The 14,836-nt window shown below is 69.8% G+C and carries 18 protein-coding genes; 9 read left to right on the top strand and 9 right to left on the bottom strand.

The genetic code is table 11. The features are described from left to right. Positions 1-127 precede the first annotated feature (127 nt). From dgcA to NK718_RS02045, 5 genes are all read left to right on the top strand, one after another. Positions 128-1,114, top strand: coding sequence for an N-acetyl-D-Glu racemase DgcA (gene dgcA, locus NK718_RS02065; RefSeq protein ID WP_254738098.1), 987 nt, complete (start codon positions 128-130; stop codon positions 1,112-1,114). A gap of 109 nt (positions 1,115-1,223) precedes the next feature. Beyond that, on the top strand, positions 1,224-2,081 hold the full coding sequence (locus NK718_RS02060; protein WP_254738096.1) for a hypothetical protein: 858 nt from the start codon (positions 1,224-1,226) through the stop codon (positions 2,079-2,081). Positions 2,082-2,162: 81 nt separating this feature from the next. Then, entirely contained in the window at positions 2,163-2,942 is a 780-nt protein-coding gene (locus NK718_RS02055) for an SDR family oxidoreductase (protein WP_254738094.1), read from the top strand. Positions 2,943-3,102: 160 nt separating this feature from the next. Continuing rightward, the gene (locus NK718_RS02050) at positions 3,103-4,032 is read left to right on the top strand and encodes a DMT family transporter (protein ID WP_254738092.1); all 930 of its coding nucleotides are present in this window, start codon (positions 3,103-3,105) and stop codon (positions 4,030-4,032) included. A gap of 85 nt (positions 4,033-4,117) precedes the next feature. Further along, entirely contained in the window at positions 4,118-4,735 is a 618-nt protein-coding gene (locus NK718_RS02045) for a helix-turn-helix domain-containing protein (protein ID WP_254738090.1), read from the top strand. 13 nt (positions 4,736-4,748) lie between these two features. On the opposite strand, the gene NK718_RS02040 is transcribed toward NK718_RS02045, so the two are convergent. The 6 genes from NK718_RS02040 to NK718_RS02015 all read right to left on the bottom strand — a co-directional run bounded on the left by NK718_RS02040 (position 4,749) and on the right by NK718_RS02015 (position 10,259). After that, positions 4,749-5,687, bottom strand: coding sequence for a c-type cytochrome (locus tag NK718_RS02040; RefSeq protein ID WP_254738088.1), 939 nt, complete (start codon positions 5,685-5,687; stop codon positions 4,749-4,751). A gap of 14 nt (positions 5,688-5,701) precedes the next feature. Continuing rightward, complete coding sequence (locus NK718_RS02035) at positions 5,702-6,133, bottom strand: c-type cytochrome (RefSeq protein WP_254738086.1); 432 nt, start codon at positions 6,131-6,133, stop codon at positions 5,702-5,704. Between the two features lie 140 nt (positions 6,134-6,273). After that, positions 6,274-8,589 (bottom strand): xanthine dehydrogenase family protein molybdopterin-binding subunit, encoded by a 2,316-nt coding sequence (locus NK718_RS02030; RefSeq protein ID WP_254738084.1) that lies wholly within the window; start codon positions 8,587-8,589, stop codon positions 6,274-6,276. Between the two features lie 136 nt (positions 8,590-8,725). Next, on the bottom strand, positions 8,726-9,067 hold the full coding sequence (locus NK718_RS02025; RefSeq protein ID WP_254738082.1) for a rhodanese-like domain-containing protein: 342 nt from the start codon (positions 9,065-9,067) through the stop codon (positions 8,726-8,728). A 407-nt stretch (positions 9,068-9,474) separates the two neighbouring features. Beyond that, entirely contained in the window at positions 9,475-10,050 is a 576-nt protein-coding gene (locus tag NK718_RS02020) for a sigma-70 family RNA polymerase sigma factor (RefSeq protein WP_254738080.1), read from the bottom strand. After that, on the bottom strand, positions 10,047-10,259 hold the full coding sequence (locus NK718_RS02015; protein ID WP_254738078.1) for a NepR family anti-sigma factor: 213 nt from the start codon (positions 10,257-10,259) through the stop codon (positions 10,047-10,049). The genes NK718_RS02020 and NK718_RS02015 overlap by 4 nt, the downstream gene beginning before the upstream one ends. 159 nt (positions 10,260-10,418) lie before the next feature. On the opposite strand from NK718_RS02015, the gene NK718_RS02010 reads away from it, so the two are divergent. Further along, positions 10,419-11,225, top strand: coding sequence for a response regulator (locus NK718_RS02010; RefSeq protein WP_254738076.1), 807 nt, complete (start codon positions 10,419-10,421; stop codon positions 11,223-11,225). A gap of 66 nt (positions 11,226-11,291) precedes the next feature. On the opposite strand, the gene NK718_RS02005 is transcribed toward NK718_RS02010, so the two are convergent. Together NK718_RS02005 and NK718_RS02000 are read right to left on the bottom strand one after the other, a co-directional pair. Then, positions 11,292-11,450: a DUF3309 family protein gene (locus NK718_RS02005; RefSeq protein WP_254738074.1), complete on the bottom strand. Its 159-nt coding sequence runs from the start codon at positions 11,448-11,450 to the stop codon at positions 11,292-11,294. A 320-nt stretch (positions 11,451-11,770) separates the two neighbouring features. Then, entirely contained in the window at positions 11,771-12,094 is a 324-nt protein-coding gene (locus NK718_RS02000) for a hypothetical protein (RefSeq protein ID WP_254738072.1), read from the bottom strand. A 504-nt stretch (positions 12,095-12,598) separates the two neighbouring features. Here NK718_RS02000 and NK718_RS01995 point away from each other — a divergent pair. Together NK718_RS01995 and NK718_RS01990 are read left to right on the top strand one after the other, a co-directional pair. Further along, the gene (locus NK718_RS01995) at positions 12,599-13,087 is read left to right on the top strand and encodes a YciE/YciF ferroxidase family protein (RefSeq protein ID WP_254738070.1); all 489 of its coding nucleotides are present in this window, start codon (positions 12,599-12,601) and stop codon (positions 13,085-13,087) included. Positions 13,088-13,252: 165 nt separating this feature from the next. Further along, positions 13,253-13,825: a DUF4142 domain-containing protein gene (locus NK718_RS01990; RefSeq protein ID WP_254738068.1), complete on the top strand. Its 573-nt coding sequence runs from the start codon at positions 13,253-13,255 to the stop codon at positions 13,823-13,825. A gap of 122 nt (positions 13,826-13,947) precedes the next feature. Here the strand turns inward: NK718_RS01990 and NK718_RS01985 are convergent, their stop codons facing one another. Continuing rightward, positions 13,948-14,220: a YMGG-like glycine zipper-containing protein gene (locus tag NK718_RS01985; RefSeq protein ID WP_254738066.1), complete on the bottom strand. Its 273-nt coding sequence runs from the start codon at positions 14,218-14,220 to the stop codon at positions 13,948-13,950. Positions 14,221-14,418: 198 nt separating this feature from the next. Here NK718_RS01985 and NK718_RS01980 point away from each other — a divergent pair, with 198 nt between their 5' ends. Then, complete coding sequence (locus tag NK718_RS01980) at positions 14,419-14,697, top strand: con-10 family general stress protein (RefSeq protein ID WP_254738064.1); 279 nt, start codon at positions 14,419-14,421, stop codon at positions 14,695-14,697. The last annotated feature ends 139 nt before the right edge of the window (positions 14,698-14,836 follow it).

Genomic DNA, 14,836 nt, shown 5'->3' with positions numbered 1-14,836 from the left:
CTATCGTGAAGCTCCGCCGCGAGTCGGGCAACCGGCGCCGTGCGGGAACCAACAGGAACGCCCGCGTTTTCAGGCTGATGGCGGCCGGCGACGAGGCTCGCGGGCCGTCATCAGCGAAAGGCAGGCCATGAAGCGCAGCCTCACCATCGCCGTCGAGAGCTGGCCCGTGGCGGGCGCCTTCACGATCGCGCGCGGCTCGCGCACCGAGGCCGTGGTCGTCACGGCGACGATCGAGGAAGGCTCGGCGCGCGGGCGCGGCGAGTGCACGCCCTATCCGCGCTACGGCGAGAGCGTCGAGTCGGTGACGGCGGCGATGGAGACGGCGCGCCTGCTGCTGGAGCGCGGCGGCTCCCGCCAGGAGCTGGCGGCGGTGCTGCCCCCCGGCGCGGCCCGCAACGCCCTCGACTGCGCGCTGTGGGACCTCGAGGCCAAGACGGCCGGCATCCCCGCCCACGTCCTCGCGGGCATCGACCGGGTGCGTCCCGCCACCACCGCCTTCACGATCAGCCTCGGCGCGCCGGAGGCGATGGCCGAGGCCGCGCGGCGCGCGGCCGAGCGGCCTATCCTCAAGGTGAAGCTGGGCGGCGGGGCCGAGGACGCCGCGCGCATCGCGGCCGTGCGCGCCGCCGCGCCCGACGCGACGCTGCTGGTCGACGCCAACGAGGGCTGGCGGCCCGACGACCTCGCCCGCCAGATCGCCGCCTGCGTGGCCGCCGGAGTGGAAGTCATCGAGCAGCCGCTGCCCGCCGACGACGACGCCGTGCTGGCCGACATCCCGCATCCGATCCCCATCTGCGCCGACGAAAGCGTGCACGGCGTGCACGGCCTCGCCTCGCTCGCCGGCCGCTACGACGCGGTGAACGTCAAGCTCGACAAGACGGGCGGCCTCACCGAGGCGCTGGAGCTCTCGGCGCAGGCGCGCGAGCTCGGCTTCGGCGTCATGGTCGGCTGCATGCTCGGCACCTCGCTGGCGATGGCCCCCGCCATGCTGCTGACCGGCGGCGCGCGCTTCGTGGACCTCGACGCGCCGCTGCTGCTGGCGCGCGACCGCGAGGACGGGCTGCGCTACGAGGGCAGCGTCGTCTACCCGCCCTCCGCCGCGCTCTGGGGCTGAATCCCCAGCAAAGCGCCGCCGGCCGGCGCGGCGGTGCGGCGAATTGGCTAGTCTGGACTTCGGGCCCGGGCCGATTCGGCCGGGCCGCACGAGCCGTCCGGACCCCGCCATGACCGATGGAGACAGCAAGCCGCCGCTCTCGCCGCAGGACTACGAGGCGATCGAGGCGGCCGTGATGGAGACGGCGCGGGGGCGCTGGTTCCTGTCCGAGTACGCGCGGCGCAACCGCCACGCCGACACGACGACGCTGCTCGCCGCCATCTCGCGCCTCGAGGACACGGTGCGCGAACAGACGCCCCCCTCCGGCGACGCGGCGCGCGACGCGATGCGGCTGCGCCGCGAAATCCGGCTGATGGCCGACACCATCGGGCGCACGCGCGGCGAGATCGCCGCCACCTTCGCCCCTGCCGGGCAGGCCGCCATGGACCCGGGCAGCGCCCTCTACGACGCGCTCGTCGAGTCGGCGGAAGCGTCGCAGCGCGAGGTGTTCGGCGCGGCCGAGCGCGTCCAGGAGATCGCCTGGTTGCTGCGCGAGAGCGGCCAGGCGGGGCCCGCCTGCGACGAACTCGACCGGCGCGCGCTCGACATCTATCGCGCCTCCAGCCAGCACGCGCTCAACTCCGCGCGGGTGCGCAGGCTGATCGGCGTGCTGCGCTTCATCGAGGGCCGGCTGCAGTCGCTCATCAGCGAGCCGGACGCGGCCGGGTCCGCCGCTTCGCCGCGCGCGGAAGCGGCGGCGCTGGTTCCGGAGGAGCAAGGCGGGGTCGTCTTCGTCGAGGACCTCGCGGTCGCCCCGCCGCCGCTGGCGCTGCCGCGCGCTCCGGTTCCGCCCGCGCGGGACACAAGGCCGGAGCCCCGGCCGTCGCCCGCCTTGCGTCCCGCCGAGGCGGACGCGGACCCGCGGCTCCAGCCGTTCGCGGCCATCGACGCGCTCGATCCCGTGCAGAAACTCGCGCTTTTCGTCTGAGCCCGTTCGGGTCATTGTGCCCGCCCGGCCGACCCGCCGGCGCGAGCGGGCTGGCGAGGAACGCTGAACGGAGACTGCCGCATGGATCTGGGAATCGCCGGCCGCAAGGCCATCGTCTGCGCGTCGAGCCGCGGGCTGGGCAAGGGCTGCGCCCGCGCGCTGGCCGAGGCGGGCTGCGACGTCGTCGTCAACGGCCGCAACGAGGCGGTGCTGGCCGCCACGGCGAAGGAGATCGCCGACGCCACCGGACGCAGCGTCATCCCCGTCGTCGCCGACGTGAGCACGCGGGCCGGGCAGGACGCCCTGCTCGCCGCCTGCCCCGAGCCCGACATCCTGGTCAACAACAATGGCGGCCCGCCGCCCAAGGGCTTCCGCGAGATCGGACGCGAGGCGATGCTGGAAGGCGTCGTGCAGAACATGGTGACGCCGATCGAGCTGATCCAGCGCGTCATCGACGGCATGATCGCGCGCCGCTTCGGGCGCATCGTCAACATCACCTCCGCCTCGGTGCGCACGCCGATCACCGGGCTCGACCTCTCGTCGGGCGCCCGCGCCGGGCTCACCGCCTTCCTCGCCGGCGTCGCGCGCGAAGTGGCCGGGGCGAACGTGACGATCAACGCCATCCTGCCCGGCATGTTCGACACGGACCGCCTCTCCAGCGGCACCAGGAAGATGGCCGAGATGCAGGGCATCGACATCGAGACCGCCAAGCGCGAGCGCCTGCGCTCGGTGCCGGCCGGGCGCTTCGGCCAGCCGGACGAGTTCGGCAAGCTCTGCGCCTTCCTGGCCAGCGCGCACGCCGGCTACATCACCGGCCAGAACGTCCTGATCGACGGCGGCGCGTTCCGGTCCGCCTTTTGAAATCGGGCCGGCCCGTCGGGCGGTCATGCGCCCGGCGGGACGCCGGCCCGCGACATTCCCTTTTGCGGATCGCGGGCAATCGTGGTCTTTGGTTTCCCGGCGCGCCGCCGCGCCGGTCTCCCAGCCCGCCCCGCCTCCCCCGCCACGCCCCCGTCCTCCGGTGAACACGCTCCTCGGCATCTTCCTGAAAGTCGCCTCGACCTTCGCCTTCACGGCGATGGCGACGATCATCAAATATGTCAGCGACGCCTATCCGACGGGGCAGATCGTCTTCTTCCGCTCGTTCTTCGCTTTGATCCCGCTGCTCGCCTGGCTCGCCTGGCGGGGCGACCTCATCGAGGCGGTGCGCACCCATCGCCCGTGGGGACATCTGCGCCGCTCGATCTGCGGATCGATGGCGATGTTCTGCGGCTTTACCGCGCTCGGCTATTTGCCCCTGCCGGACGCCACCGCTATCGGCTACGCGACGCCGCTGATGACCACAGCGCTCGCCGCCATCGTGCTCAAGGAGCGGGTGCGGCACTATCGCTGGAGCGCGCTCGTCGTCGGCTTCATCGGCATGCTGGTGATGCTGACGCCCTATTTCGGGGCCGGACACCCCACCCTCTCGTGGAGCGGCGGGCCGGCGCTGGGGGCGCTGTTCGGCCTGCTCGGCACGGTGTTCTCGGCCATCTCGTCCATCGAGGTGCGCAAGCTGTCGCAGGTGGAGAAGACCGGCGCCATCGTCTTCTATTTCTCCTCCACGGCCGCGCTGCTCGGCGCGTCGACCTTCTTCTTCGGCTGGAACTCGCCCAGCCCGCGCGAGGCGACGCTGCTGATCGTGGCCGGCATCTGCGGCGGCGTGGGGCAGATCCTGCTGACGGCGAGCTACCGCTTCGCGCCGGTCTCCGTGATCGCGCCGTTCGACTACATGGCCCTGCTCTGGGCGCTCATCGTCGGCTTCGTGATGTTCAGCGACGTGCCGCAGACCCTGGTGCTGCTCGGCGCCGGGCTGGTGGTGGCGGCCGGCCTGTTCGTCATCTGGCGCGAGCGCCAGCTCGGCATCGAGATGCGCCGCGAACGCGAGGCCGGCTCCCACCGCCAGGCGTGATGCAACCGCCGGTCGGCGCTTCCCGCTTTACATTGCGGCGTTCGTTATTCAAAACAGTTCGGGGCGCGATCGGGGAGACATGGTCATGGGCGTCGAAGGTCGCGACAGGGCCAGGACGATCGACATGGGCGCGCACGCCCTCTCCGGCCAGCTCGGCAAGACCATCCAGCGGCTGCGGAAGGCCTATAATCTCTCGCTTTCGGAGCTCGCCGAGCAGAGCGGCGTGGCGAAATCGATCATCAGCCAGATCGAGCGCAACGAGACGAATCCGACGCTGGCGACCATCTGGCGCCTGTCCCAGGCGCTGGACGTGTCGATCGAGCGCGTTCTGTCTGCCGGACACGAAGAGCCGTTCATCGACAAGACCACCAAGGGCGACACGCCCGTCCTGTTCTCCGACGACGGCAAGGTGCGCCTCGCGATCTTCGGGTGGATCAAGACGGTCGAATGGCTGCAATGGTACGACGTCCACGCCGAGCCGGGCGGCGTGCTGGAGTCCGACCCGCACCAGCGCGGCTCGATCGAAAGCCTGTCGGTGATCGAGGGCGAGTTCGAGGTGCAGGTCGCCGATGTGGTGCAGAAGGCCAAGGCCGGGGAGACGCTGCGCTATCGCTGCGACCGGCACCACATCGTCCGCAACGTCTCCGACAAGCCGGCGCACGCGACGATGGTCTGCATCCTCAAGGCGGCGGTGATGGACTGAGCCGGCCCGGCGCTCAGTTCGCCTTCGGGGCGGCGCTCGGCAGCGGCTTCAGGCTCTTCAGATAGGCGGCCATCGCCTCCCGGTCGCCATCGGACAGCTGGGCGGTGTTGCGCACCACGGCCGCCATCGACCCGCCGACCGAGTCGAACTCCGGCGTGAAGCCGGTCTTCAGCAACTCGACGATGTCGTCGCGCGACCACGACCCGATGCCGCTTTCGTCCGGCGTGATGTTGGGGACCGTGCCGCGGCCCTCGGGATTCGGCCCGCCGGCGTAGCGGCGCGATGCGTCGACGGCGCCCGCGAGGTTGCGGGGCGAGTGGCACTCGGCGCAGTGCCCGGCGGCCTCCACGAGATAGCGGCCCCTGTTCCATTCGGCGTCGTGGGCGGCATCGGGCGCGAGCGGCTTGCCGTCGAGGAAGGCCAGCTTCCACAGGCCGAGCCCCCGCCGCACGGTGAACGGGAACGCCAGGTCGTGCGCCCGCACCTGCCCCGGCGTGGCCGGCAGCGTGCGGATGTAGGCGAAGAGGTCGCCGAGGTCGGCGGCCGTCAGGCGCTGATAGGTGGTGTACGGAAAGGCCGGATAATAATGCCGCCCGTCCGGCGACACGCCCTCGCGCATGGCGCGGATGAATTGCGCCACCGTCCAGCCGCCGATGCCGTCCGTCGGATCGGGCGAGATGTTGGGCGGGTAGAACGACCCGAACGGCGACTTCAGCTCAAGCCCGCCGCCGAGCAGGGTGCGGTCGTCCTGTCCCGGCCGCGCGTGGCAGGAGGAGCAACCTCCCGCGTTGAACAGCGTCCGCCCGTTGTCGAGGTCCGGCGCGCCGGCGCGCGGCGCGTCGCCGCGACCGCGCAACGCGGTGAAGGTGGCGGGGGCAGTGAGCGCCCAGAACGCGGCCGCCCCCAGCACGACGAGCGCCGCCGCGCCGGTGAGCCAGCTCCGGACCCGCATCGCCCCCTCCCCGACTATTTCAGGCGAAACGTCTCGTGGCAGGAGTTGCAGTTCTGCGTGACCTGGCCGAACGCCGTCCGGAACGTGGCGAGGTCGGTCGTGGAGGCCTTCGCCGCCTTGGCGTCGGCCTCGAACTTGGCGATGGCGGCGCGGAACGCGGCCTGGTCTTCCCAGATCTTCGGTCCCGCCTTCGTCTCGCCGGTCTTGCTGTCGGCCGGGAAGAGCGAGGCGAACTTGCTGGTGGTGACGAGATAGGTGTCGAAGACCGACTGCGCCTTCGCGAGGTCGAACGGCGCCTCGCCCTTCGCCATGGCGTTGGCGTCGCGCGTCGCGCGTCCCTGCGCCTTCATCAGCCCCTGGCGCTCGGCGATCGGCTGGACCGCCTGGGCCACGGCGACCGTCGCGATCGTGCAACCGACGCACGCGGCGAGAAGAGTCTTCAACATGCTACTGTCACTCCCACTGAAACGCGCCGGGTGTGGCGCCCCCGGATCACGCTAGCGCGCTTTCATCATGCCGTGTTCTCGCGCACCGCAAAGATGAGCTTGCACCGGGGCAAGATCACCTTTGCGTCAGTGCGGCGTGATCACGCGGCGATCGTCCGCGCCGCGCGGATGGCGGCGAAGACGCGATCCGGCGTCGCCGGCATGTCGAGGTCGCGCGCTCCGTAGGCTCTGTCGAGCGCGTCGACCATGGCGTTCATCACCGCGGGGCACGAGCCGATCGAGCCCGCCTCGCCGGCCCCCTTGATGCCGAGGGGGTTGGTGGTGGACGGCACGTTCTTGGTCTCGAAGTGGAACGACGGCAGGTCGCCGGCGCGCGGCATGCAGTAGTCCATGAAGCTCGCCGTCACCAGCTGCCCGTCGTCGTCGTACACGGTGCGCTCCAGCAGCGCCTGGCCGATGCCCTGCGCCACACCGCCGTGCACCTGGCCGGCGAGCAGCAGCGGGTTCACCGCGATGCCGAAGTCGTCGCAGATCGTGTAGCGCACGATCCGCGTGACGCCGGTCTCGGGGTCGATCTCGACCTCGGCGATGTGGGTGCCGTTGGGATAGGTGGCGTTCGGCGGCACGAACTCGCCCTGGCCCGTGCGCGCCTCTTGCGTCGCGCCCGGCAGGTTGGCGATCTCCTGGAAGGTGATGCGCCGGTCCGTGCCGGCGACACGCACCGCGCCGTCGACGATTTCGAGGTCGCCGACGGACGCCTCCAGCTTCTCGCTGGCGAGGTCCTTGAGCTTCTCGGCGAGGTTGCGGGCGGCGACGTAGGTGGAGACGCCGCCCACCGGGATCGAGCGCGAGCCGCCGGTGCCGTGGCCGGTCTTCACCTGCGCGGTGTCGCCCTGCACGACGCGGATGCGGTCGAGCGGCAGGTCGAGATGCTGCGCGGCGAACTGGGCGTAGGCGGTCGCGTGGCCCTGCCCGTTCGACTGCGTGCCCGAGAAGATCGTCACGCCGCCATCGGTTTCGAGACGCACCTCCACGTCCTCGCCGTCGCCCCAGGCCGTGCATTCGATGTAGGTGGCGAGGCCGATGCCGCGGATCTTCCCGTCCTTCCGGGCGGCCCGGAGACGGTCCTTGAACCCGGCCCAGTCGGCGGCCTCCATGGCGCGCGTCATGTGCTGGTCGAAGTCGCCCGTGTCGTAGGTCCGGTCGGCGATCGGCGTGGTGTAGGGCATCGCGCTCGGCGGGATGAAGTTCTTGCGGCGGATGGCGTCCGGCTTCATGCCCATCTCGCGCGCCGCCCGGTCCACCAGGCGTTCGAGCAGATAGGCGGCCTCCGGCCGGCCCGCGCCGCGATAGGCGTCGACCGGGACGGTGTTGGTGTAGACGCAACGCACGCGCACGAAGATGGCCGGCGTCTTGTAGACGCCCGTCATCATCGTCGCCCCGAGATAGGGAATGTAGGGCCCGAACTGCGAGGCGTAGGCGCCGAGATTTCCGAGGATGTCGAAGCGCATCGCCAGGAACTTGCCCGAGCGGTCCATCGCCACTTCCGCCAGCGCGACGTTGTCGCGGCCCTGAGCGTCGCCGACGAAGTGCTCGGAGCGGTCGGCCACCCACTTCACGGGCCGCTTGAGCAGGCGCGCGGCTTCCACCGCCAGCACGTACTCGCGGTACATGAAGCTCTTGGTGCCGAAGCCGCCGCCGACGTCGCCGGTGACGACGTGGACCTTGGCCGGCTTCACCTTCAGGATCTGGTTGGCCAGCGTGTCGCGCAGGCCGTGCACGCCCTGGCTGGAGGCGGTGAGCTTGTAGGTCTTGGTCTTGGCGTCGTACTCGCCGATGCAGCCGCGCGTCTCCATGTAGTTGGTGACGAGCCGGTTGTTCTCGATCTCGAGCTTCACGACCTTGTCGGCCTTGGCGAAGATGGCGTCGACCTTGGCCTTGTCGCCCATCGACTGGTCGACCGCGACATTGTTCGGCTGCTGCGGCCACACGGCCGGCGAGCCCTTCTCGATGGCATGGCGCATGTCGACGGCGGCGGGCAGCGTCTCGTAGTCGACGCCGATCGCCTCGGCCGCGTCGCGGGCGTTGAGCGCCGTGTCGGCGACGATGAAGGCCACCGCGTCGCCCACGTGCTTGACCACGCCCTTGGCGAGCACCGGGATGTGCGCCACGTGGCTCTGGGACCCGTCGGAATTGGCGAGCGGGGCGAGGCAGGGCACGTCGCCCAGATGGGTCAGGTCGTCCGCCGTCAGCACAAGCCGCACGCCCTTCATGCCGCGGGCGGTGTCGAGGTCGGTGAAGCGGAAGCGCGCGTGGGCGTGGGGGCTGCGCAGCACCACGCCGACGAGCGTCTTCTCCGGCACGACGTCGTCGGTGTAGCGGCCTCCGCCAGTCAGGAAGCGCTGGTCCTCGACACGGCGGATCGGCTGGCCGATCCCGAATTTCTTCACGGACATGGAGTTTCCTCGACTGCGTTATGGTTCTGGCGTTCTGGAGATGCGGCTAGGCGGGAGCGGAGACTAGGCCGGCGCGGGCGCGGCGTGTAGCCCCGGCGCGCCGGTCGGCGATGCGGCCGGCGCAAGGCTGGCTGCGTCAGGCGCCCGTCTCGACGGGACCGCCCTGCGCGACCCAGTCCAGGAATCCCCCCGCGTAATGGGCGTCGACGGGCACGCCGGCGTCCTGGGCCTGCGCGGCCGCCTTCATCGAGCGGTTGCCGGAGCGGCACGAGAAGACGATGCGACGGCCGGCCGCGTCGGGCAACTCGGCGGCGTCGAAGCTCGACAGCGGCATCAGGATGGAGCCGGGAATGTGCCCGGCCTCCCACTCGTTGGGCTCGCGCACGTCGACGAGCAGGATGGAGTTGTCCGCCAGTCCCTTGCGGATGTCCTCGACGCCGAGGTTCTCGACGCGCGGCTTCTGGCCAAATCCGAACATGCAGCGACTCCGTTCCGCTCCCGGGGATGCGGGACTTTAGTGCAAGCCGCGAGGCGGTGGGAACGGGTTTTTCGAATCCCCTTCCGGGAAGGCATTTCGCCTAATTCCCGCCGCATATGCGGCAGGGCGTCGCAGGGCGGCAAAATCCCGCCTTAATGGCGATTCCGTACGGAACTGGTCCTTCGAGGAGACGTTGGCGACACGAACCGGGCGGAGACCTCGCGATGACGGCCGCGAATGGCCTGAACGATTGGCTGAAGAGGGGAGGACTCGCGGCTCCGCAGATCGGAGCGGCGATGGCTGGGCCCTTGGCCGCGACGGTGGGCCTGCGCGAGTTCCCTCGCGGTTCGCGCTCGGCCGGACAGGGCCGAGCTGCCGAAATTCGGATGGAAGCGCCGGGGAAGCCGCTACTCGCCGACCGCCCGCATCAGGGGCATGTGTTCGCCGATGGCGCTGCGCCACTGGGCCTCGGAGGACAGGTCCTCGTTCGGCCCCGCGATGGCGAGCAACTCGGCCAGGCGGTTTCGGGCGCGGTTGACGCGGCTCTTCATGGTGCCGACGGCGCAGCCGCAGATCTCGGCGGCTTCCTCGTAGGACATGCCGGACGCGCCGACCAGGATCAGCGCCTCGCGCTGGTCCGGCGAGAGCTGGCCCATCGCCTCGCGGAAGTCGAGGAAATCCATGTGGGCGTTCTGGGACGGGGCCGAAGCGAGCCGGCCCGCGATCTGCCCTTCCGGATCCGCCACCTCGCGCCGCCGCTTGCGGTACTCGGAGTAGAACAGGTTGCGCAGGATCGTGAAGAGCCACGCCGACATGTTCGTGCCCTCGGTGAACGACCCGAGGTTGCTCCACGCCTTGACCAGCGTTTCCTGCACCAGGTCGTCCGCTCGATCGATGTTGCCGGACAGCGACATCGCGAACGCGCGGAGGCTCGGAATGGCTGCGAGCAGTTCGGCCTTGATGCCGCTGCTGATGCTGCTCATTCGCTTTCTCCCGTCGACTTGTCGAGCTTTTCCATCAGTTCCCGAAAGCGGTCGGGAACGGGTTGGCTGAGGAGGTCGTCGTAGATGGCGCGAAGCTGGCGCCCGATGTGGTCTTGTACGTTTGGCTGGAGTGCGGGGGGGGCGCGCTCAGTCTCGGTTTCGTTGGGCGCCGCCGGCTGTGTCGGCTGCGCGCTCCTGCGTTGGTTCATCGCCACCCTCCGGGATCCGCCCGCCTGAAGCTGTGCGGGCGCTCTGGCTCATAACGTTTCCGAAGCTGCCGAGTTCCGGCGGAGACGGAACCTTTTTTTCGCCCTAACGTTGTGGCTGGGTAGAATTCACTCGCGTGTCGCGGTGATCGGGGGAGCTTCATGCCCATCTCACAGGCCATTGCGCCGCATTTGCCCTATCTGCGGCGCTTCGCCCGCGCGCTCACAGGCAACCAACGTATCGGCGACATCTACGTGCAGGCGGCGCTGGAGAGCATCGTCGCCGACCCGTCCCGCCTCGATCCGGCGGGAGAGGTGCGGCTGTCGTTATATCGCATCCTGCTGGACGTGTGGCGCTCCGTGCCGATCAACGCCCAGGTCGACCCCGCCCTCCCCCCCGCCGAGGTCGGCGCGCTGAAGAGCCTCGACGCGGTTACGCCGCGCTCGCGCATCGCGTTCCTCCTGCGCTCGCTGGAGGGCATGACCAACGCCGAGGTCGCCAAGGTTCTGGAATGCAGCCTCGATGAGGCCAACGGTCTCGTCGAGGAAGCCGGGCGCGAGATCGCCAACCAGATCAAGACGGACGTCCTGATCATCGAGGACGAGCCGCTGATCGCGCTCGACCTGCAGTCGCTGGTGGAAGACCTCGGCCATCGCGTCGTCGACGTCGCGCGCACCCACAAGGAAGCGGTAGCCGCGATCGCCAGGCTGACGCCGGGACTCATTCTCGCGGACATTCAGCTCGCCGACGGCAGCTCGGGCCTGGAGGCGGTCAACGAGATCCTCGGCATGCTCGAAGTGCCGGTGATCTTCATCACCGCCTACCCGGAGCGGTTCCTCACCGGCATGCGCCCCGAGCCTGCTTTCCTGATCACCAAGCCGTTCCTCACCGACACGGTGAAGGCGGTGATCAGCCAGGCGCTGTTCTTCCAGCGCAAGGCGCATCGCGCCGAATCCGTCACTGCCTGATCGATCGGGACGCCCATGCGAAAAGGGCCGGCGCGAGCCGGCCCTTTTTGCGTCCGGCGCTGCCCGTCACATCCGTCCGGTCAGCAGCAGGATCAGGATGATCAGGAAGACGACGCCGAGAATGCCCGACGGGGCATAGCCCCAGCCGCGGCTGTACGGCCACGCCGGAACGGCGCCGATCAGCAGCAGGATCAGGATGATGAGCAGGATAGTACCGATAGTCATGGATGCCTCCTGTGCCGGGCGGACCGGCCGCCCCTGCGGCGGTCGCTCGGCCCGTATCGAATTTCAAAGCAAAACCAATCCACTAGCGAAGCGATAACGCGGCCGCTGAAGCGAAGGTTCCTTGGAGGGCCACAATCCGGCCCAAGTCGCGATTCCCGGGCGCGGAATCAAAGGACCCGCAGGGCTGAGCCGCTGCGGGTCCCAAGGCATGATCCGATCGGGCGGGAGGGGGCACAGACACCCAGACCATGCCTTGCGTGAGAAGAACGGACCCGCGCCCGGCAGGTTCCTGAACGCCGCCGAAAAAACCGGCGGCGCCCCTATCGCGTCGCGGCCTCGCCCGCCGCCGGCGCGAGCGACGCCACGACCCGGCGCATGCCGTCCGGCGCGCCGGAGGTCGGAGCCGGGCTGGAGGGCCCTGGAACCGACGCGGCCGGAGCCTGCGCCGGAGCGCACAGATCCGCCGAGCGCGTCAGCCGGCGCACCGTCGGGAGCTGCGCCGTTTCCCGGACGTCGACGCTAAGGCGCGGCTGAGGGGCCGGCGGCGTGCCGCCGATGCGCGCGGCAGTCAACATCGGCGGGGCGAAGAAGGCGGAAACCGCCACGGCGAAGGCCGCCGTCGGCAAGAGTCGCGACAATGTCATGGGCGCGTTCCTGGCTACGGAAGGGGTCGAAATGCGTGAGCCCCGAAGCTCCCTACCAACGCTCGCGGCCTTGCCGGGTTCCGAATCTCGTTCGCACAAAAGTCATGCAGAGGACGGCGTCCGGTCCCGCGCAGGCGGGGAAGGCAGCTGCAGCGCCACCGGAATTCGGGGCTCACGACTTGGGCGTCGGCCCATCGGGCGGCGGGCCCTCGGGAGCCGGGCGCTCGACGTCACCGCGACGGGGCTGCGCGCCCTCCTCCCCCGACGGATCGGCGGGCGGTGGCGCGCGGCCCTCCTGATCGATGTCGTCGGTCGCGTCGTCCGGACCGGGGGCGTCGCCCTGCGGCTGGCGAGGGTCGCGCGGACCCAGCCGGGACGGCTCCGCTGCGGCGGGTCGTGGACAGTCTGAAGGGCCATGACGTTTCCTCCCATCGACGGTCGGGACACCGGAACCACCGTACTCGCCGCGGCGTTCCTCGGCACCTCATTCACAGGAGCACCATCATGGCCGTCAAAACGATGCAGGATCTCTTTGTCCATACGCTCGGCGATATCTATTACGCCGAGAACCAAATCCTGAAGGCGCTCCCGAAAATGGTGGAGAAGGCGCAGTCGGAAGAGCTGAAGGAAGCCTTCCAGCAGCACCTCGAGGAGACGCGCGAACAGGTGCAGCGTCTCGAGAAGGTGTTCGCCATCGTCAAGCAGCCCGTGAAGGGCGAGCGCTGCGACGCCATCGAGGGCATCATCAAGGAAGCCGAGTCGCTGATCCAGGAGATCGAGGACGACGAGGTCCGCGACGCCGGCATGCTGGCCGCCGCGCAGGCCGTCGAGCACTACGAAATCTCCCGCTACGGCACGCTGATCGCGTGGGCCGAGGAACTGGAGATGGACGACGCCATCGACCTGCTCGAACAGACCCTCGACGAGGAGAAGAACGCCGACCGTCTTCTCACCGAAATCGCGGAAGGCGACGTCAACGAAGACGCCATGTAACACGCGCCGCAACCCGAACGGGGCCGGCCGGGGAAACCCGCGCCGGCCCTCTTTTTTGCGCCCGCCGCCCCGGCTGCCGCGCCGGAACCGCCCCTCTCGCACCGAGTTCTCCGAGGCGGGTGTTCCGGGGGGCAGGCCCGCAATCCAGTCAACCGGAGTCGAACCGTGAAAACCATCCTGTCCGCCGCCGCCGTCGCGGCCATCGCCTTTTCCACCTTCCCCGCCATGGCGCAGTCCGCCGCGACCAAGCCCGCGGTGGCGGCCGCGGCGGTCGACGCCAAGGCTTTCGTCTCGACCGTCGCGAACTCCAACAAGTTCGAGATCGAATCGAGCCGCGTCGCGCTGCAGAAGTCGAAGCGCGAGGACGTGAAGCGCTTCGCGCAGATGATGATCGACGATCACACCAAGGCCGAGCAGGAGTTCGTCCAGGCGGTCAAGGCCGCCAACGAGCAGCTGCCCGACACGTCCAAGCTCGACGCGCAGCACGAGGCGACGCTGAACCGCGTCAACGCCGCGACGAACTTCGACAAGGACTACATCGCCGCGCAGCTCAAGGCGCATACCGACGCCGTGGCGCTGTTCAAGACCTACTCGATGAGCGGCGAGAGCGCGCCCCTGAAGCAGTTCGCCGCGAAGCTGCTTCCGGACCTGCAGAAGCATCTCGATGCGGTCCAGAAGCTGTCGACCTCCAACACCACCGGCGCGAAGGCGCACAAGGCCACCAAGGCCAAGGGCTGATCTCCCCTAAGGGCTGATCTCCCCTAAGGGCTGATCTCCCCAGGAGCTGAACCCCAAAAACAAAAGCGCCGGCGCAATCACTTGCGCCGGCGCTGTCTTGCGGCCTCGCGGCCGAACGAGTCTCAGTAGTAATTGCAGACGCGGCGGCCCCAGCCGTCGTAGTAGCAGTCGCCATAGCGCCGGGGCGTCGTCGCCGCGCCCAGGATGGCGCCGCCGGCCGCGCCGATCGCGCCGCCCGCGAGCGCGCCGCCCGCCTTGCCCGTCGCCAGCCCGCCGACGACGGCGCCGGTCGCGCCTCCCAGCGCGGCTCCCGTCAGGGCCCGGTTGTCGGCTTCGGTCTGGGCGCACGCGCCCAGCGAGAGTGCGACAGACGCCGCCAGCACGATCTTCCTCATCCGAGTTTCCTCCTTCGCGGTCGGGCCCCAGCCCGTGTGCCGGGGAACGTACGAGGCAGGCGTTGGTTGCCGGGCCGCGCCGGCCGGCGCACGCCCACAATTCGAGGCGACGCGGAAACAAAACAAAGCGTAAGCGCCACGGAACTCATGGCGAAGCCCGCGCGTTGCGCAAGTCTACAAGCCAGAGGAGCCTCGCGAATGGCAGACAAGCAGCAGAGGTCCAATCGGGGCTTCGCCTCGATGGACGAAAGCAAGCAGCGCGAAATCGCCCGCAAGGGCGGTGAGAGCGTGCCCAACGAGAAGCGCAGCTTCTCGCGCGATCCGAAGCTCGCTGCCGAAGCCGGCCGCAAGGGCGGCCGCAGCGTCGCCCCTGAGGCCCGCAGCTTCTCCCGCGACCCGAAGCTCGCCGCCGAGGCGGGGCGCAAGGGCGGAGAGGCCTCGCATCGGCGCGACCCGCAGGGCGGCAGCCGGGGCTGACGCCCCGGGAGCGCGAACGATTGACGCGCGTGCCCCGCATGCGCGTCGAAGCCTGACAAGAAAAGATCGAAGACAGGGAGGTCCGGGACGCGAATCGCGTCCCGGAGCGCCGAGAAGACGGGGAAGACGACGGGACTGA

The organism is Alsobacter ponti, from assembly GCF_024294805.1.
Taxonomy (GTDB): domain Bacteria; phylum Pseudomonadota; class Alphaproteobacteria; order Rhizobiales; family Beijerinckiaceae; genus Alsobacter; species Alsobacter ponti.
The sequence above is the reverse complement of the archived record's forward strand: the minus strand, read 5'-3'. Positions and strand labels throughout refer to the sequence as shown.